The organism is Shewanella sp. QJM3NY_23, assembly GCF_056173105.1.
This window is the reverse complement of the sequence record NZ_CM149657.1, coordinates 1,777,162-1,796,017: the sequence shown is the minus strand read 5'-3', so window position 1 is coordinate 1,796,017 and position 18,856 is coordinate 1,777,162. Positions and strand designations below refer to the sequence as shown.

Below are 18,856 nucleotides of genomic sequence, written 5' to 3'. Positions count from 1 at the left end.
AGCAAACCATGATGCAAAGAGTCCATTCGGGCTCTTTTTTATACGCCACGTCAGCCACAATCAGTAATGCTCAACTAACATCATCAGCGATAATTCATTAAACAAAACACTCTGTTTTCAAGTAAGTTATGCCACTGAAAAGACTGTTGCCACCTGTCAGTTCTGTTACAATTGCGCCGTTATCTCATCCTCTAACATGACAACTAAAAATAATACCCTATGAATCAATCAAACAAAGTTTTAGCCGTTAATGATGATCTGCCAATTCGTACCGATAAGGCCGTTCATTCAGGCAAAGTGCGCAGCGTATATTGGTTAACCGCAGCCGATAGCGCCCGTCTTATCGAGCAAAAAGGCTACGATGTGCCTGCCGATACCCCGCTAGCCATTATGGTGATCAGTGACCGTATATCAGCCTTTGACTGTATTTGGCAAGGCGAGAATGGCCTTAATGGCGTACCCGGAAAAGGCGCCGCACTCAATGCCATCTCAAACCATTGGTTCAAACTGTTCAAAGAGAAAGGGCTAGCCGATAGTCATATTCTTGATGTGCCGCATCCATTCGTATGGATAGTACAAAAAGCCCAGCCAGTAATGGTTGAAGCGATCGCAAGACAATACATCACCGGTTCCATGTGGCGTGCATACAGCAAAGGCGAACGTGATTTTTGCGGTATCACCCTACCTGAAGGGCTGCAAAAAGATCAAAAGCTGGATGAAGTGCTAATCACCCCATCGACCAAAGGGGTGTTAACGGGTCTTGAAGGCGTACCTGAAGCCGATGATGTAAACGTGTCGCGCGCCGATCTTGAGCGTCACCTTAACGCCTTCAACTTTCGTTCAATAAGCGACATCGACTTATATGAAAAACTCCTCAAAGAAGGCTTTGCGGTCATCAGTGATGCGCTAGCAGAACAAGATCAGATTTTTGTTGATACCAAGTTTGAATTTGGCTATGTAAAAGATGCCAGCGGCCAAGAAAAGCTTATCTATATGGATGAAGTTGGCACACCTGATTCATCACGTATTTGGGATGGTGAAGCACATCGTAATGGTAAAATCGTCGAGAAATCGAAAGAAGGGTTCCGCCAGTGGCTACTTAACCATTTCCCTTATCCTGATATTTTACTCAACAAAGAGCGTATGCCCGAGCGCTTTGCCCTCGCTCGCGATAATAAGCTGCCGACAGACGTGATGATGGATATCTCCAATACCTATGTTGGAATAGCAGAAACCATTATTGGTGAGAAACTTAATCTTAGCGACAATCCTCGCCAAGAAGTGATTGATGTGCTGCGTAATGAGTATCAACTAATTGTGGATTAATCGCTGATCCACTTTCGCATTGTCTTCTATGAAACCGTAATCGCTACTAGCATTGCGGTTTTTTTAGCCAACCCCTGCTTAACTTTGTCACTCGACATTGTTAAATGGCCCAATGATCGGCCCCTTGCTGGTTGTTATCCCATCGCAAAATCAAAGACTCTCGCTTTTAAAAAGAACAAGGCATAAATTAACGCATAAGCGACTTAATGCGAATTATAATGAAAGAATAACGACTCGTTAATAACAAGGGACGACTATGGATACTCTCCACATAGACACTATCGGTTACGTCAGTACTTTTTTAGGCTGGTGCACTGTACTGAATATTGTATTGTTTAGTTATATGGCAGTGATGCTTATCGCTTTCAACGCCCCCATTAAACGTCTACATAGCCGTATTATGCTGATCCCTAAGGAACAATTAAACGGGTTTTACTTCTCATTTTTAGCACATTATAAATTAGCGATATTACTCTTTAATCTAGTGCCTTACTGTGCCCTAAAAATCATGTCACAATGAGATGTTTGATATAACGCAGCCATTGAGTTATTTAATGGCGCATAATAAGACTATTGAGAATGGATTCAGATACTTGAAGTGTCTAGCACAATGGCAACATGTGACAATAAACAGATAAATCGCAATAGTTGCCGACTCACCTGTTTATTTAGCCTAGTTAAAGTATCAATACGAGGTAAATATTCGACTCAATAAATTGACGCCTCACCTGGTGGACGAGTACGTAATACTTTTAAAAACCACATATACTGCTCAGGATATGCACTGATCACCTGTTCTACTACGCGATTAAGCGCTAAGGCTTCATTTTCTTTACCTTGCATCTCATCTGGAGACATAGCGGGCATGACAGTTAACTGGAATTTGCGGCGCTGTTGATCGTAGCCAATTTTAACGGGCATCACCTGCGCGTTTCCAGCCGACGCTAATCTTCCCACCACGGGCAGAGTCGCTTTTACCGTGGCAAAAAAAGGCGCAAATACACTTTTTTCTGGGCCTAAATCTTCATCGGGCAGATAAAAGAAACTGTTATCATTTTTAAGTTCAGAAAGTAGTGCCCGAATGCCGGCATCGCGCATATAGATATTGCCACCTTGGGAGCTGCGCATACGGTTATTAAACCAATCAAAGAGTTTATTGCGGTGCGCTTTAGCCATAGAGACCATAGGCAACTCAAGATTCAGACGCAGCCCCGCATACTCAATTCCCCACACATGGGGCATGATGAAGATGACTGGTTGGCCCGCATCACGCGCCTGCTGTACATGTTCAAAGCCATCAAGCATGACGCGGCGACGTAAATTATCGCTTGAGCGAATAAGTAACTCTGATTGTGCTAGCAAGATCATCACAAAGTTAGCGATATTATCATCGAGTAACTGACTAATTTCGCTCTCTGATTTTTCTGGAAAGCAGGTTTCTAGGTTAGCCCTTGCAATGCGCAGCGGTTTTTTAGCCACTTTTTTAACTAATTTAGCGATCATGCGCGCTATGGGATCGCGCACTCGTGCTGGCATCGAACCAAAAATGACCAACACACCGATCGCCAGCCACGTTGGCCAAAGTTTGGGGTGTAACAAGCTAAGGTTAAAGCGGCGATCAAAATATTTGGGTTTTCTAGACAAGTAATTAAACCTCTAACTTGCAAAAAAGTAAGATAAATAGACAAATAAAAAACAGAAAAAGCCACTCGTTGAGTGGCCTTAACTGTCTCGATAACTAACGTTATTTATCGGCTTTATTAGCCTCTTCGACTCGGCTCTTGAGCTTCTGTCCTGGACGGAAAGTCACCACACGACGAGCAGAAATTGGAATATCCTCGCCTGTTTTTGGGTTTCTTCCCGGTCTTTGGTTTTTGTCCCTTAGGTCAAAGTTGCCAAAGCCAGATAACTTGACCTGCTCACCGTTTTCGAGTGCTTGACGAATCTCTTCGAAAAACGTCTCTACCATCTCTTTTGCAACCCGCTTATTAATACCAAGTGTTTCAAAAAGATGTTCTGCCATTTCGGCTTTGGTAAGTGCCATACTTTTAATCCCTCAACAATGCGTTGAACTCTGACTTGAGTTCGGAAACTACTTTTTCGACGACTTCAGCAATTTCTTTTTCTTCAAGTGTACGAGCGTTGTCTTGTAGTGTAAGTGCTATCGCCAGGCTCTTTTTGCCCGGTTCAACACCTTTACCTTGGTATACATCGAACAAGTTTAAGCCAACCAACTGATTTTCGCCAACTTTTCTTATCAAATTTATAACATTGCCCGCTGATACCTGCTCATCAACAACGATAGCAATGTCTCTACGGTTTGCTGGAAACTTAGACACAGCCTGGGCTAGCGGTAAACTTGCATGCAATAAAGCGTCTAATTCAAGTTCAAAAATAATGGTTTTACCGTTTAATCCAAATGGCTTTTCTAAGCTTGGATGGACGGCTCCAATGACACCTATGACGCGATCATTTCTTAATATTTCAGCACATTGCCCCGGATGTAACGCCGGATGAGATGCTGATCTAAAAGTAAATTCTTCATCAGATACTGTCAAGCCGATTATGGCTTCTAAGTCACCTTTAAGGTCGAAAAAGTCGACAGTTTTAGAATCCATTGACCAATGTTCATCATTTTGGTTGCCTGAAATCACTGCCCCCAACATCGCTTGCTGGCGTACTTGAGACTCTGCCGTCTCATCTGGTACAAAACGCAGGCCGGTTTCAAATAGACGCACACGGTTTTGCTGACGACTTTGGTTATAACCTACTGCAGTCAATAAGCCAGTAAACATCGACAAACGCATCGCTGACATCTCTACCGAAATAGGATTAGGCAAAATCATTGCCGGCGCATCAGGATGGATCAGTGCTTGCTGCTTAGGATCGACAAAACTATAAGTTACCGCTTCTTGGAAACCACGCGCCACCAACATTGCCCGCACACGCTTTAAATCAATGTCAGATTCTTTATGATCTGGCATGCGCAGCGCTGCTATTGGGGCCGTATTGGGGATATTGTTGTAACCATAAATACGCGCCACTTCTTCGATAAGGTCTTCTTCAATCGCCATATCGAAACGGTAAGTAGCCGTGGTCACGTTCCAAGCCCCATCGATGGGCTCAACGATAAAACCTAATCGTTGTAGAATTTCAGTGACATCATTATCAGCAATATGATGACCCAATACGCGATCAAGCTTGCTGCGACGTAACGTAATGCTAACTGGCTTGGGTAAATGCTCATCGGAATTAGACTCAATCACTGGGCCTGCTTCACCGTCGCAGATATCAAGCACTAGCCGCGTCGCTCTGTCCATCACTTTAGCTTGCAACTCTGGATCGACACCACGTTCAAAACGATGCGATGAATCAGTATGTAACCCTAAACGACGTGATTTGCCCATAATGGCCAGCGGCGCAAAGAAAGCACATTCAAGTAAAATGTCTTGTGTCTCAGCAGTTACGCCCGATGCTTCACCACCAAAGACACCGGCCAACGCCAATGCTTGTTGTTGATCGGCTATCACTAAAGTATCAGCCGGCACCGTAATTTCATTGCCATCAAGCAAGGTCAGTTTTTCTTCACCATCAGCCAAACGCACCACAATATCGCCGTTTAGCGTGGCTAAATCGAACGCATGCATAGGTTGACCAAACTCAATCAACACATAGTTAGTAATATCGACTATCGGATCGATAGAGCGAATACCACTGCGGCGCAGCTTCTCTTGCATCCATACTGGTGTTTGCGCTTTAACGTTAACGTTTTTAACCACGCGGCCTAAGTAACGAGGGCATGCCGCAGGCGCTTGGTTATCGATAACAACCGCATCAGTAATCGTCGGTGTTACCGCTTCCCATGTTGGCTCGGTCACTGCTTGACGATTTAATACACCGACTTCGCGAGCCAGACCCGCCATACCTAAACAATCGGCGCGGTTAGCTGTTAAATCGACGTCAATCACGGCATCATCTAGATCAAGGTACTCACGTACATCAGTGCCAATTGGTGCATCTAATGGTAGCTCGATAATGCCATCACTTTCGATATCGATACCTAGCTCACCATAGGAGCACAGCATACCAAATGACGGTTGACCACGAAGTTTAGCCTTCTTAATTTTAAAGTCGCCCGGTAATACTGCGCCGACCATAGCCACGGCCACTTTAAGGCCTAAACGACAGTTAGGTGCACCGCAGACAATGTCGATCAACTCATCTTGACCCACATTAATTTTAGTCACACGCAATTTATCGGCATCAGGATGTTGGCCACATTCGACCACTTCACCGATAATCACGCCAGAAAACTCACCTGCAACGGCGTCGATTCCATCGACTTCAAGACCTGCCATGGTAATTTGGTGAGATAATTCTTCTCGGGTTACACTTGGGTTAACCCACTCACGAAGCCAAGATTCGCTAAATTTCATTTTTACTCGCTCCGTTATTTGAATTGCTTAAGAAAGCGCAGATCGTTCTCGAAGAATGAACGTAAATCGTTAACGCCATAACGTAACATCGATAAACGCTCAACTCCCATACCAAAGGCAAAGCCTTGATACTTTTCAGGATCAATCCCTACGCTGCGCAGCACATTCGGATGTACCATGCCGCAACCCAATACTTCTAACCACTTACCGTTTTTACCCATCACGTCGACTTCCGCTGAAGGTTCAGTGAAAGGAAAGTAAGATGGACGGAAGCGTACTTGTAAATCTTCTTCAAAAAAGTTACGTAAGAAATCGTGTAGGATCCCTTTTAACTCCGCAAAGTTAACATGCTCATCAACCAATAAACCTTCGACCTGATGAAACATCGGCGTGTGGGTTTGATCATAGTCATTACGGTAAACTCGGCCCGGAGAGATAATTCTCAGCGGCGGCTTTTCGTTTTCCATAGTACGGATCTGTACACCCGAGGTTTGGGTACGCAACATCAACTTAGGATTAAAGTAGAAGGTGTCATGATCGGCACGTGCCGGGTGATGCTCTGAAATATTGAGCGCATCGAAATTATGGAAATCATCCTCAATTTCAGGCCCCTGCTTGACGCTAAAACCCAGTTCACCAAAGAAAGTTTCAATACGTTCGATAGTTCGCGTAACTGGGTGTAGTCCACCATTGTCAATACGACGTCCTGGCAGGGTTACGTCGATACTTTCTGCCGCTAATTTGGCTTCAAGTTCGGCTGATTTCAGCCCGTCTATACGCTCAGATAACTTCTGTTGTACGGCTTGCTTAGCTTGGTTAACTGCTTGGCCGAAAGCAGGCTTCTCTTCTGCACTAAGCTTACCCATCATTTTCATCATGTCGGTGATCTTACCTTTTTTACCAAGGTAATCGACACGAAGCTCATCGAGGGCTTTCAGATCATCTGTCCCTTCGATAGCCTGCAAGGCCTGTTCTACGATTTCTGTTAACTGTGACATCATCTCTTCCAGTACGCCCGCTCCCGAGTTCGAGAGCCAAGACTTTCTATATGCTGACTATTTATCTTGCGAAAATAGAAAAAGAGACAAATTTTACGTGACCCTAGGCCGTTTGACTAGGGCTTATTTGCTATTTTTCCTTAGAGTTTCGTGGATCTAAGCTGCTGAGACAGAGGATTACGGGTTTTAAGATTAAAAGCATGGCAGAAATGCTATCTGTGGTGCCCAACTAAAGGGATTATCGGATAATAATTATGCCTATAACCACAACAAAAAACACAAATAAGCAACAAACAGTCATAGCGAGTAGCATTTAATGTTAAGTAATTACAACTCGATCCGATAACATAGATATTATTTTGCATAGCAAACGAGAGTTTCGATGAAAGAAGTCAAGTTTAGGTGGATAGACCAATACCTGATCCACATGACCTTAAAAACAAAATTTATCATTTTAGCGATTATTCCAATTATCACCTTAATTGGCTTAGCCACCATTTTATATGGTCAGTTTAATCATCAACTGCGTCAAAGCCATCAAGCCACAAGTGTTAACCATGTACAAGAGTTGGCCGATGTGATTGAGCTCAGTTATCAATATATTCCTACAGAGCAACAATCAGCCTTTAAACGTGCTTTAACTCAACAAGGTATAGCAACATACACAGAATCGTTATCTGCTGATATAGCGCGCATTGCATCACAAGGAGGTGGCAGTACCATCAGTGACGACAGTGTTAACGCCTATAGCCGCGTAACCGATAGCGGGCTTGTCGCCGTCGTTAAGGGTAATAATTTAAGTCATGCTCTTGATTCGGCTAAACCCTATGTATTGGCCAGTTTAGTAGTGTTGACCCTAATCATCTTGATCGCTTTCTATTATATTTCAACCTTTGTCGGCGGTGCGCTCTACACCAGCGTGATGGCGCTAAAACGCGCAGCCGATGGCGATCTCACGGGTCGACTTAACTTCTTCGAAGTGAAAGATGAATTTAGCATCTTAGCGATCAGCATAGATACCTTAGTTGAGCGCCAACACAACCTGGTACGCCAACTATCACAAGCCAGTAGTCAAATTCGCGCAGTGGTACAGAACTTTAGGCAAACGGCACAAGAAGGGCAACACTTGGCGGCAGGACAACGTCAGCATTTAGACTCACTCGCCACGGCGATGGAGCAGATGACAGCTGCTGTTAAAGAGGTGGCACGCAACGCCGAGCTATCGTCGAGTGAAACACAAGCTGCCAACCAACAAGTTGAGGCGGGATCTAAAGATATCGCTGTCACGGTTGATGCGATTGGCGCACTATCAAATGAGATTGGTGATGCCTCCCATGCCGTTAATGTGCTTAATGAGAATGCCAGCAAAATTGATGAAGTGGTGTCGACCATTAATGCGATTTCTGAGCAAACTAACCTACTGGCATTAAATGCCGCCATTGAAGCTGCTCGCGCTGGTGAACAAGGATGAGGCTTTGCCGTGGTCGCCGATGAAGTGCGTACCTTGGCTGGGCGAACTCAAGCCGCTACCATCGAAATTAAAACCATGATTGAAGCGTTACAAAACGGCTCGCAAAATTTAACTCAAGTGATGCAGCGCACCGTGGAGATGGCGCAAAATGGGAAGCAACATGTACTCGATACCGGTAATGACTTGAAAGCCATCTCCCACCATAGTGAAAAGGTGTACGAGATGAGCGTCATGATCGCGACCTCTGCAGAACAGCAATCTGCGGTGGCTAACGAAATAGCCACAAACCTCATGGAAATACGCAATCAATCCCATGAGGTTGAGACATCAGCCAACCAATCTGTATCAGGTTGTGATGAATTACACGCCACCGCAGAGCAATTAGATCAGCTGCTCATCGGCCTAAAAGTTTAATATCCAAGTGGCGCTAGTCTTATTAACTATAAGGCTAGCGCACTGTTTTGCTTTACTATTTAATCTCAGTCTGTTTTGATTAAACTCGATCACATCGCGTTGGGTAAAAGGAACTGCTACTGAAAATGGCTATTCACACTAAACACAATACAACAATGCGCAATACCCGATGGAAAAACAGCCTGACGGTTAAATTTACTTTCGTTCAATTTGTCGTTGCCGCACTCATTATTGCCTCCAGTACTTGGTTTATTTTTACCGCTGAAAAAAAGCATCATATCGACACCCAGCTCTCCTTAAGCCAAAGCTATGCCCACGCTGTTATCGCTCAATTACAACAAGTGACCTCTAAAGTGGAAACCTTAGCCCGTTCACTCGGCACAGTCGGTGAAACTTACCAAGGCCAAGCGGCACAAATTAATAAGTTAATTCCGCCACTGCTGACGATGGAAGATGATCAGCAACTGATTGTCAGCGGCGGCATTTGGCCTGAGCCTCAAAAAGCGACAGGGGCAGCGTCATTAAATGGTTTTTTCTGGGCTAAAGATGACACCCTGCATTTTCGGCAAGTTAATGGCTATAATCAAACGGGCGATGGGCCAAGGTACGATGAAACGAGCTGGTATACTCCTGCGAAATATTTACAAGATAGCCATACCCATTGGTCGCAATCCTACATCGACCCTTACACCCAACAATTGATGATCACCGCTACCGTTCCGATGCGCGTTAACCATCAATTTATCGGCGCCGCGTCAGTGGATATGGCATTGAGCGGAATCGATAAACAATTTACTTTTTCAGATCAAAACCCGCTCTCTAAAGGTTATATTATCGCTTTAGATGCCTATAATAATCTGTTAAGCGACCCATTTAAAAACCACGCCAATGAGTCGCAACATTTAGGCAAATCCTTTACCGATTTAGTGAGCCATTACCCTGCTCTCGCCCCACTTGGCGCGGCTATTGAGCAGATGGATAAGCAGTTTTATCAACAAGTCATGGCTAAACCCGCTTATCAAAGTGCACAGTTACAACCATTACTGGATCACACCGCTAAAGCGCAGCATGACAGACTCGTAGCGGTTATCAACGCCTCGCTGCAACCTAAAGCCATTACACAATCTGTGGTCACCTTAGAGCTTGACTCAGGCCCACTACTCAACAAACCCGTATTGATCTCGATCCTCACCATGGAAGAGACCTTATGGAAGATTATTCTAGTTACCCCTATCTCAGGGTTATCACAGCAAGCCAACGCAATCGCGGTGAAGATTGGAGCATTTTTGTTACTGTCACAACTGGTGGCGTTGATCATTTTATTTATCTTTCAGCATAAGCTGTTTATTCGGCCTATCTTTCAAATATCATCAGCCTTACAAAGTGGCAATTTAGGCTGGCTGGCCCTCGATGCCAACACACGTCAAGACGAAATTGGTCAGCTCGCGAAGGCCTTTGTAGCCCGCAGTAACCAATTAGAGATAGCCTACGCCAGCCTAGATGCCAGCAACCTTGCACTGGAGCAACAATTATCGATGCAACAACAGGCTCAAGCTGAGTTGGAAAATAAAAAAGAGCTGATTAATTCGCTGCTAAATGCATCCCAGAACCTAATTTGCATCAAAGACATGAGCGGTAGATACACTTTAGTCAATGACAAGTTTTGTGAAATATTAGGCTTAGAGCGCGAGCAGATACTGGGCGCAAAAGACAGTGATATTTACCCACCGCATATCGCAGAGATAGTGGCGCACCATGATGCCATTATCAAAAATAATGACAACGCGCAGAGCTTCGAACAACCCATTCCCACCGTACATGGTGAGTTAACCTATTTAGTGACTAAGTACCCTATCAACGATGCCGACGGGAATCTCATGGCTCTGGGCGCCATGGCTATGGATATCAGTAGTTTAAAATCACGTCAGCTAGAGCTAGATACGCGCATTCAAACGCTAACCCAACAACATGCACAGTTACAACAAGCGCTCAATTTGGCGCAGCAACAGAATCAATTACAAACAACAGCCACAACCGCTAATAGCCACACCTTTGCAGCAAATAACTCATCCATTGCAACGGCTAATAGCGAACACGAGCAGCAACAGCTCTTATTGCACTTAGTGCAGCAACTTAATAAGCAACAATTAACCGCACTCGAACATCTATTTACTCGGCTGCAAAGAACCGCTACCGGCGCAACTAATCAAAGCGGCACAAATGAACACCTAATAGACGAACTAGCCGAGCAGATTGATATCTTACGTCATACGCAACCACTACTGCTTAACGAGCATCAAGAAACAAAATCCATCCAAATTGAACAATATTTACAAGATATGTTGGCGATGCTTGCGCCGCAACTGAAACAGAAACAAGTGCAGTGGCAGGTGAACAGCGAACAATCACTGGCGGTGTCTCTGCCCTCTTGGCACCTGTTTTATCTAAGTTACCGCTTAATCAATAATACACTAGTACACGCTTTTCCCAATGAAGTCCCTTTCGACAGTCCAAAAACGTTACATCTTGATGTGAGCTACCAGGATGGCAAACTCACAATCACACTGCGCGATAATGGTATTGGGCTCTCAAGCAGTGCCTTAACTAAATTACAAGCACAACTGACTAACCATGAAGGTTATGGCACCTTAGTAACACTTAACCGTTGGTTAGCCACCCATTATGAGGGCGAAATAAGTATCACATCGCTGGCCCGTCAATTTACTGAGATACGTTGCCAGATCCCCTTGAGTAACCAGCAAATACATTGCTGTTAATATTGCTCAACTCAGCCACAAACAGGTATAAGGCTTACGCTTCGTGATAACTGCCACATATTGGCTATTTTTATAGCGACGTGCACCAGCTGAAACAAGTACTGACAACTCTAGCCCTGGCAACTAAAGTTCACTCGGCTAGAGGCTGATCTTACTCTGATTGACACCGCGATAATGTAGCGATTAAACATGAGGCTAAAGTTGAGCAGCGGCAGTTACCGTATCGATGTCCATTTGAAAGCGATTTGGATTGATAGCTATGTATCGACAGACAAATAAATAGACGCACAAAGGGCGCACAAGCTAGTCAAAGTAAAACGGTATACCGTCTTGAAAGTATACTAGCGAGAGACATCGACCATGTAATGCCCCTGCAACCAATTGCGCCCAATAAGCAGTTTATTGGTCATTTTTGAGCGATCACGTAAATTCACCTTGGTTTTATACTCTTTACCTGGCTCGCCCACGTTAAGCTCAACCATATAGCGGATCTCGCTGCCTTGGGCGTTTCGAATCAATGTTGTTTCCACGATGCGGCTACGCATCCGCTGTCTTTCACCCTGCTCATTTTCGGTGGTGAAAGCGATCATCTTACCGACATTTTTTTCCATATCCTCGACGCCGCCTTCGACCTTAAGATCAACGGCATGCAGTGAATTTTCAACCGCTCCCGTATCAATACGAGTCTTATACCCTAATCCTGCTTCCACGATATTAATCGTTGCCACTGGACCTATCAGCTGCTTTTCAGCAACATCGACAATATAGTGATCTTTAAGCCAATTACGACCAACCAGTAAACGGTAATCCATATGGCTACGATCGCGCAGGTTCACTTTCACTTGCCGCTCCTTGCCATCGAAACCAACATTCAATGACACCATATAGCGCGTTTCTCTTCCCTGTGAATTTTTCACTGTGGACACTTTGACAATTTTGGCGCTTAAGCGCCGTGCTTCACCGACTTCATTTTGTGTCGTAAACCAAAGGGTTTTGCCGATGTTATCTTTCATTTTGGCCGCGCTACCGCCTTCAATCTCAAGATCGGTGGCATGTAGTGAGGTATTTGCCGCTCCCGTGTCCATACGTGCGTCGTAGATGAGGCCCACCTCTTCAACAGATAATGGAGCCGTTTGTCCTATGATCTCTTTTTGTGCAGCCCAGCTTGGCATGGTAAGCAAGATGGCACAAAAACAAATGACTTTAAGCATTTAACACCTCATATCTAATCAATTAAAAAGCCGACAATTTGAGTCGGCTTAATGGCAATATATTGTTTTTACTCGGTGACCTCTTGGTCGGCTAACCACTGACGCGCTGCATGCCTATCGTCACGCGCAAAGACTTTAACAGGACAAGGCACCATGCAGGCTAACACTGAAGCCATACGTGCATCACGCCCAGTGATGATGACAACTCGTGAAAAGTCAGTCAAATGAAAAAAAGCTAATTTTGCATCATCCCAAAGTGTCTCAACCGATACCCCTTCAAAGTCTTCACCCAACTCATACCATAGCTTAATCGTTGCATGATCTTTTAGCTTGGTTTCGATAGCAGGCAATAACCGTTGATTATAATCATCACTAGTTAGCACGCCATCCACCTTCATTGCTATCACTTCATGACTGAATCCATCGAGTAACTCGATCATTGCTTACTCCTTGTCTAATCAAGTGCCGATTAAATGGCCCTATTCGATAAATGCACATGCAAAGAGCAACCGGCTATAACCACTGACTTATGGCGAAGATTAACGTCTTCTACAAGGTCAAAAACTCATGGTTTCTTGCCTCTAGCAACCTCTCAAGCAGCGGTGCTACTTTGACAAATCATTGTTTGGTCAGTTTATCAGGGATCGGTAAGGCAAGCCGCTCAAAGGACATTACTGTAACTTTGCAATTTCTTGGTCGAATAAATTTTTGATTAAGCCTGAAAACTCAGTAATAAACAGCGTTTGCTCAGAGGTGGCATTATGATGCGCAACTTTAGCCAAAATCTCTTCTAGATCATAAACAATCGCATCGACTTCTCGTATAACGGTATTACGCTGAGCAAAGGTTAATGCGGGGTTTTGACCACACACCATGATGATCTGCGCCGCAAGCTGCTCTTCAAACAACTCCATCACAGTGTCGCCGCCAATTATGGTGCTATCTGACGACTCAAAAAGCCCCAGATGCTCGGTGAGATATTGTATGAGATGGATATATCCGTCTTTATCTGTAACCATGATTAGCCTTAACAAACATTAATTAAAGAGCATGCTCTCACCCATGCCCTTAATTCGGTAATTGCCGCTATTATGGTACAAATCGCGTAGTCAGTCTCGTCTAAAGTGCACGTTTTTGGTTAACGGTTTAAAGTTAACACAAATGATACTGGCACCGCCTTGCTGATAGCACTTAAGCCGGCCAATTCACGCAGTTTCTCGACCCCTGCTGCTAAGTCGAAATCGGCAGCATTGATGATAAGAGGCATTTCACTGGTAACCAACAAGGTGTTTTGATTAAGTTTGGCAACCCGTACCGTAATATCCAGCGTTTTAGATTGACCGTGTAACATAACCTTAGCTGGGATAGCCATGGTGTCCATGCTGCCCACAGCCAGCTTATCTAAGGCCTGAGCATCAATAGCGGCGGTTAATGACAAGCTTGGAAACTGCGCTGTTTCAAATAATACCTGCTTCATGCGCTCATCGCGGATATCGATATTGGTCCATACACTGGTTAATGGAATCGATAAAGAAAAATCGCCATTAGCAGCTAACTCACCGGTGATCTGAGTAAACTTATGGATCTCTGCAATATCGCCATTTTTAAACGACATAAAATTGACCACTGAGTCTTGATTATTCACTTGCCAATTTGAGGCAAACACACTCAGGCTCATAACGGCGGCCCATATACCTAATAATACTGTTTTCATTTCACGCTCCATTGAGTTAGCTGTAATTCCATTAACCAATATCAAGCTATTACACTGATGGTTATCTCTATATTAGCCTATTATAAAATGCGTTGAATCGCGAAGTTAATCGCCATAAAAAAAGCCCTAACAAGGTTAGGGCTTTTTTATTATCACAAGCTATTTTGCTTTTGGCTTAACCTTGGGTTTCGCTTTAGGCTTGGCCTCTGTCACCCATTTACCATCGATATATTTAGCGGTCCAACCTGTAGCCTTACCATCAACTTCGGTAGCGACATACTGCTCTTTGGTCTTACGACTAAAGCGCACGAACGCCTTATTCCCGTCATCATCTGCCACTGGTGCATCGGCAAGATACTGATACTTAGGCCATAATAGTTCGCGGTATTTAACCAACTCTTCTACTAAGGGAGCACGAGTTTCACGTGATTTAGGGAAAGTACTGGCCGCCATAAAAATACCCGCTGCACCATCACGTAATACAAAGTAACCATCAGACTTGGTACACTTGAGCTCGGGTAGATGGATCGGATCTTCTTTTGGTGGCGCCGCTTCACCGCTTTTAAGCAGTTTACGGGTATTTTTACATTCGCTATTAGTACAACCGAAATATTTACCAAATCGGCCGTTTTTAAGCTCCATGTCATTACCGCAGCGGTCACACTCTAAGATAGGACCTTCATATCCTTTAATCTTAAATTGGCCTTGTTCGACTTCATAGCCGCCGCACATAGGGTTATTACCACACACATGCAGCTTACGCTTCTCATCAATTAAGTAGCTATCCATGGCCGTGCCACAGACACCACAGCGATGTTTAGCCCGCAGCGCATCCGTCTCGGCATCTTCGCTATTTTCACTCACAGCCTCTTCACCTGGGGTCAAGTTCATGGTGGTTTTGCAACGCTCTTTAGGCGGCAAGGCATAACCAGAACACCCCAAGAACACCCCAGTGGTGCCAGTGCGGATACCCATAGGACGCTGACAAGTCGGGCATTGAATATCAGTTAGCACCATCTCGTTAGGACGCATGCCGCCCTCTTCTGGTGGTAACTCGGCTTTTTCTAATTGCGCCGTTAAATCTTTGTAGAAGTTGTCGAGTACTTTTTTCCAATCAAGCTGACCTTGGGCCACGTTATCGAGCGTTTGCTCCATGCCCGCGGTAAAGTCGTAACTCATTAACTCTTCGAAACTGCCCACGAGGCTTTCGCTCACGATTTCACCCATTTTCTCGGCGTAGAAACGACGATTTTCCACCTTGACGTAACCACGGTCTTGGATGGTTGAGATGATCGTGGCATAGGTCGATGGACGACCAATTCCGCGTTTTTCTAACTCTTTCACCAATGACGCTTCGCTGTAACGCGCTGGCGGCTTGGTGAAATGCTGTTTGGGTAGCAACTCTTCTAGTGCCAAATTGTCACCTTTAGCGACAAACGGCAAGGTGTTATCTTCTTCGTTTTTCTTCTTGATGGCGGTTTGTACGCGCGTCCAACCATCAAATTTAAGCGTACGACCAGTCGCCTTTAATTCGTAATCGGCAGCAGATACCGTTAAGCGAGTAGCATCGTATTTAGCAGGTGTCATCTGACAGGCCACAAACTGACGCCAAATCAGCTCATAAAGACGCTGAGCATCACGCTCCATGTCAGAAAGGCTCGCAGCCGTCACTTTTACGTTGGAGGGACGAATCGCTTCGTGGGCCTCTTGTGCGCCTTCCTTGCTACCGTATCGAATCGGGGCTTCGGGTAAATACTTATCACCAAAATCATTGGCGATCATTTCTCGAACATTATCTAACGCTTCTTGACTCAAGTTGGTTGAATCGGTACGCATATAGGTAATATGACCAGCTTCATAGAGACGCTGCGCCATCATCATGGTTTTCTTTACGCCAAAACCCAATCGGGTGCTCGCCGCTTGTTGCAAGGTCGAAGTAATATAGGGCGCAGACGGTTTACTCGACGTGCCTTTATCCTCGCGATCGCTCACCACAAAAGTGGCACCAGATAAGGTCGCCACTGCCGCCATGGCTTGAGCTTCATTTACCGGATTGAAGGCATCGCCTTTGTACTTATTGACCTGCATTTTAAGCGATTCATTACTGAGCGTGTTTAGCTGAGCATGAATGTCCCAAAATTCTTCTGGCACAAAGGCTTTAATTTCGCTTTCGCGTTCAACCACTAAGCGAGTCGCAACCGATTGCACACGACCCGCAGATAAGCCTCTGGCCACTTTTTTCCACAACAGCGGCGATACCATAAAGCCAACAACACGGTCGAGGAAACGACGTGCTTGTTGAGCATTAACCATATTGGTATCTAGACTAGAGGGATGGCTGAAGGCCTCTTGAATGGCAGTTTTGGTGATCTCATTAAACACAACGCGCTGATAGCGCGCCGGATCCCCACCAATCACTTCTTGTAAATGCCAGGCGATCGCCTCTCCTTCTCTATCCAAATCGGTTGCGAGAAAGATATGGTCGGCATTTTCAGCAAGAGATTGTAATTCTTTGACGACTTTTTCTTTACCGGGCAGAATTTGATACTGGGCTTTCCAGCCATTTTCAGGATCTACCCCCATGCGAGCGACGAGAGCTTGCTTGGCTTTTGCGGCTTTATAAATTGCCTTTTCTTCAGGAGACATCTTGCGCACTTCAGCGGGCGTTTTCGTCAAAGACTTCGCCTCACTGGTGGAAGATGTTGGTAGGTCACGAATGTGCCCTACACTCGATTTCACGATGTAATCTTTGCCGAGATATTTATTAATAGTCTTGGCTTTGGCCGGTGATTCGACAATAACTAGCGATTTACCCATAGAATGATCTGCGCCAAAAAGTCTCAAAATTCTGTAAATTGGCTCCATATATAGAGTGTTGTACTCCGAGTTTCAAGCAAATCCCTGTTTTATTTGTCACAGACAGCCAATTTTTAACCATTTCTTAAAAAAATGTAAAAAATAATATTTCGCCATAACATGCTAATTTTCCATTATTGTGCACTCATAAGTGATACTTATGCACTTATAACCCTATCGCCACTCACTTGCCTAAAGTGCCAACTTGTTAAGCACGTCACCTTACGTATACTGGTGCCCAAATTCAGCAAATCATCAAGTACCATATAATGATTTGCCTACAATAATAATGATATTGAAGGAAAGGGAATGAAGCATTACGAAGCGAATTTTGATGGACTCGTTGGACCAACACACAACTATGCAGGACTCTCCTTTGGCAATGTCGCCTCACTAAACAATGCCGCGTCGACCTCAAGCCCAAAGTCGGCCGCTAAACAAGGCTTGAAAAAAGCCAAAGCGCTTGCTGATATGGGAATGGTTCAAGGCATACTGGCCCCTCAGGAGCGACCAGACCTACATACACTGCGTCGAATTGGTTTTTCTGGCACTGATGCGCAAGTATTAAGTAAAGCGGCTAAGCAAGCCCCTGCGGTCCTTAGAGCATGTTGCAGCGCTTCAAGCATGTGGACGGCAAATGCGGCCACGGTCTCGCCCAGTGCCGATACCCACGATGGTAAGTTACATTTTACTCCCGCTAACTTAGTCGATAAATTACACCGCAGCATAGAACCAATCACCACAGGCAACATTCTTAAGGCCACGTTTAATAACTCTCGCTATTTTAGCCACCACCAACATCTACCAGAACAGGCCAGTTTTGGTGATGAAGGCGCGGCTAACCATACCCGTTTATGCAGTGAATATGGTCATGCTGGGCTCGAGCTTTTTGTCTACGGCCAAGAAGCGACCAACCCTTTAGCGGCCAAGCCTAAGCTTTTCCCCGCTAGGCAAACCCTAGAAGCGTCACAAGCGATAGCACGCTTACACCAACTCGATGATGACAGCGCGGTATTTATCCAGCAAAATCCTGATGTGATTGATCAAGGGGTGTTTCATAACGATGTCATCGCCGTGGGTAACCAAAATGTGCTGTTTTATCATCAGCAAGCGTTTGTCGACACCCAAGCGAAAATCGCCGAGATCCAGCGTAAATTTAATGGTCAAGAACTGCACTTTATTGAGGTGCCCACCGCCAAGGTCAGCATTGATGATGCGGTTAAAAGCTACCTTTTTAATACTCAAATCATTACGCTACCCAGCGGTGAAATGGCCATTATTGCCCCCACAAATTGCCAAGATAATCCAGCAGTTTCAGCTTATCTTGATGAAGTCGTTACCTTAGGCACCCCCATTAAGCAGGTCCATTACTTCGATGTGAAGCAGAGTATGCAAAATGGCGGTGGCCCAGCTTGCCTGCGTTTACGTGTGGCCATGAATGAGATGGAAGTGGCAGCCGTAAACCAGCATACATTAATGAGTGATGCGCTTTACGCTCGCCTTAATCTGTGGGTCGATAAGCATTATCGTGATGAGCTGGCCGTTGATGATCTTGCCGATCCTCAGCTTGTTATCGAATCGCGTACCGCCCTTGATGAACTAACGCAAATTATGAAACTGGGTAGTGTCTATCAATTTCAACAATAAGCTAAA

The 18,856-nt window shown here is 44.9% G+C and carries 13 protein-coding genes and 1 pseudogene; 5 read left to right on the top strand and 9 right to left on the bottom strand.

The window, feature by feature from the left end; genetic code table 11:
• Positions 1–219 precede the first annotated feature (219 nt).
• Both AC0VXX_RS08215 and AC0VXX_RS08210 read left to right on the top strand, forming a co-directional pair.
• Positions 220–1,326, top strand: coding sequence for a phosphoribosylaminoimidazolesuccinocarboxamide synthase (locus AC0VXX_RS08215; protein ID WP_475516708.1), 1,107 nt, complete (start codon positions 220–222; stop codon positions 1,324–1,326).
• 256 nt (positions 1,327–1,582) lie between these two features.
• On the top strand, positions 1,583–1,846 hold the full coding sequence (locus tag AC0VXX_RS08210; RefSeq protein ID WP_475516707.1) for a DUF6868 family protein: 264 nt from the start codon (positions 1,583–1,585) through the stop codon (positions 1,844–1,846).
• A gap of 188 nt (positions 1,847–2,034) precedes the next feature.
• On the opposite strand, the gene lpxM is transcribed toward AC0VXX_RS08210, so the two are convergent.
• From lpxM to pheS, 4 genes are all read right to left on the bottom strand, one after another.
• A complete protein-coding gene (gene lpxM / locus AC0VXX_RS08205; protein ID WP_475516706.1) occupies positions 2,035–2,970 on the bottom strand; it encodes a lauroyl-Kdo(2)-lipid IV(A) myristoyltransferase in 936 nt (311 codons plus the stop codon).
• A 100-nt stretch (positions 2,971–3,070) separates the two neighbouring features.
• Positions 3,071–3,370, bottom strand: a complete 300-nt coding sequence (ihfA, locus tag AC0VXX_RS08200; protein ID WP_110458038.1) for an integration host factor subunit alpha — start codon at positions 3,368–3,370, stop codon at positions 3,071–3,073.
• Between the two features lie 4 nt (positions 3,371–3,374).
• Positions 3,375–5,762 carry a phenylalanine--tRNA ligase subunit beta gene (pheT, locus tag AC0VXX_RS08195; protein ID WP_475516705.1) on the bottom strand — a complete coding sequence of 796 codons (2,388 nt, stop codon included), beginning with the start codon at positions 5,760–5,762 and terminating at the stop codon, positions 3,375–3,377.
• Between the two features lie 14 nt (positions 5,763–5,776).
• The gene (gene pheS, locus AC0VXX_RS08190; RefSeq protein ID WP_475516970.1) at positions 5,777–6,760 is read right to left on the bottom strand and encodes a phenylalanine--tRNA ligase subunit alpha; all 984 of its coding nucleotides are present in this window, start codon (positions 6,758–6,760) and stop codon (positions 5,777–5,779) included.
• Positions 6,761–7,142: 382 nt separating this feature from the next.
• Between pheS and AC0VXX_RS08185 the strand changes: the two are divergent.
• Both AC0VXX_RS08185 and AC0VXX_RS08180 read left to right on the top strand, forming a co-directional pair.
• Positions 7,143–8,645: pseudogene (locus AC0VXX_RS08185) on the top strand (methyl-accepting chemotaxis protein).
• Between the two features lie 125 nt (positions 8,646–8,770).
• The gene (locus AC0VXX_RS08180) at positions 8,771–11,422 is read left to right on the top strand and encodes a PAS domain-containing protein (RefSeq protein WP_475516704.1); all 2,652 of its coding nucleotides are present in this window, start codon (positions 8,771–8,773) and stop codon (positions 11,420–11,422) included.
• Between the two features lie 341 nt (positions 11,423–11,763).
• Here AC0VXX_RS08180 and AC0VXX_RS08175 read toward each other — a convergent pair whose 3' ends face one another.
• From AC0VXX_RS08175 to topA, 5 genes are all read right to left on the bottom strand, one after another.
• The gene (locus AC0VXX_RS08175; RefSeq protein ID WP_475516703.1) at positions 11,764–12,633 is read right to left on the bottom strand and encodes a putative ATP-dependent zinc protease; all 870 of its coding nucleotides are present in this window, start codon (positions 12,631–12,633) and stop codon (positions 11,764–11,766) included.
• 68 nt (positions 12,634–12,701) lie between these two features.
• Entirely contained in the window at positions 12,702–13,073 is a 372-nt protein-coding gene (locus tag AC0VXX_RS08170) for a SpoIIAA family protein (protein ID WP_475516702.1), read from the bottom strand.
• 231 nt (positions 13,074–13,304) lie between these two features.
• Complete coding sequence (locus tag AC0VXX_RS08165) at positions 13,305–13,652, bottom strand: DUF3802 family protein (RefSeq protein WP_110458045.1); 348 nt, start codon at positions 13,650–13,652, stop codon at positions 13,305–13,307.
• A 119-nt stretch (positions 13,653–13,771) separates the two neighbouring features.
• Positions 13,772–14,347, bottom strand: a complete 576-nt coding sequence (locus tag AC0VXX_RS08160; RefSeq protein ID WP_475516701.1) for a YceI family protein — start codon at positions 14,345–14,347, stop codon at positions 13,772–13,774.
• Between the two features lie 159 nt (positions 14,348–14,506).
• Positions 14,507–17,164 (bottom strand): type I DNA topoisomerase, encoded by a 2,658-nt coding sequence (gene topA, locus AC0VXX_RS08155; protein ID WP_475516700.1) that lies wholly within the window; start codon positions 17,162–17,164, stop codon positions 14,507–14,509.
• A 348-nt stretch (positions 17,165–17,512) separates the two neighbouring features.
• Between topA and astB the strand changes: the two genes are divergently transcribed.
• The gene (gene astB, locus AC0VXX_RS08150) at positions 17,513–18,850 is read left to right on the top strand and encodes an N-succinylarginine dihydrolase (RefSeq protein WP_475516699.1); all 1,338 of its coding nucleotides are present in this window, start codon (positions 17,513–17,515) and stop codon (positions 18,848–18,850) included.
• The last annotated feature ends 6 nt before the right edge of the window (positions 18,851–18,856 follow it).

Excerpts from the sequence above, each read along its gene's own strand:
- AC0VXX_RS08215 (WP_475516708.1), top strand. The coding sequence starts at position 220 with ATGAATCAATCAAACAAAGTTTTAGCCGTTAATGATGATCTGCCAATT.
- AC0VXX_RS08210 (WP_475516707.1), top strand. The coding sequence starts at position 1,583 with ATGGATACTCTCCACATAGACACTATCGGTTACGTCAGTACTTTTTTA.
- ihfA (WP_110458038.1), bottom strand. The coding sequence starts at position 3,370 with ATGGCACTTACCAAAGCCGAAATGGCAGAACATCTTTTTGAAACACTT.
- pheT (WP_475516705.1), bottom strand. The coding sequence starts at position 5,762 with ATGAAATTTAGCGAATCTTGGCTTCGTGAGTGGGTTAACCCAAGTGTA.
- pheS (WP_475516970.1), bottom strand. The coding sequence starts at position 6,760 with ATGTCACAGTTAACAGAAATCGTAGAACAGGCCTTGCAGGCTATCGAA.
- AC0VXX_RS08180 (WP_475516704.1), top strand. The coding sequence starts at position 8,771 with ATGGCTATTCACACTAAACACAATACAACAATGCGCAATACCCGATGG.
- AC0VXX_RS08175 (WP_475516703.1), bottom strand. The coding sequence starts at position 12,633 with ATGCTTAAAGTCATTTGTTTTTGTGCCATCTTGCTTACCATGCCAAGC.
- AC0VXX_RS08170 (WP_475516702.1), bottom strand. The coding sequence starts at position 13,073 with ATGATCGAGTTACTCGATGGATTCAGTCATGAAGTGATAGCAATGAAG.
- AC0VXX_RS08165 (WP_110458045.1), bottom strand. The coding sequence starts at position 13,652 with ATGGTTACAGATAAAGACGGATATATCCATCTCATACAATATCTCACC.
- AC0VXX_RS08160 (WP_475516701.1), bottom strand. The coding sequence starts at position 14,347 with ATGAAAACAGTATTATTAGGTATATGGGCCGCCGTTATGAGCCTGAGT.
- topA (WP_475516700.1), bottom strand. The coding sequence starts at position 17,164 with ATGGGTAAATCGCTAGTTATTGTCGAATCACCGGCCAAAGCCAAGACT.
- astB (WP_475516699.1), top strand. The coding sequence starts at position 17,513 with ATGAAGCATTACGAAGCGAATTTTGATGGACTCGTTGGACCAACACAC.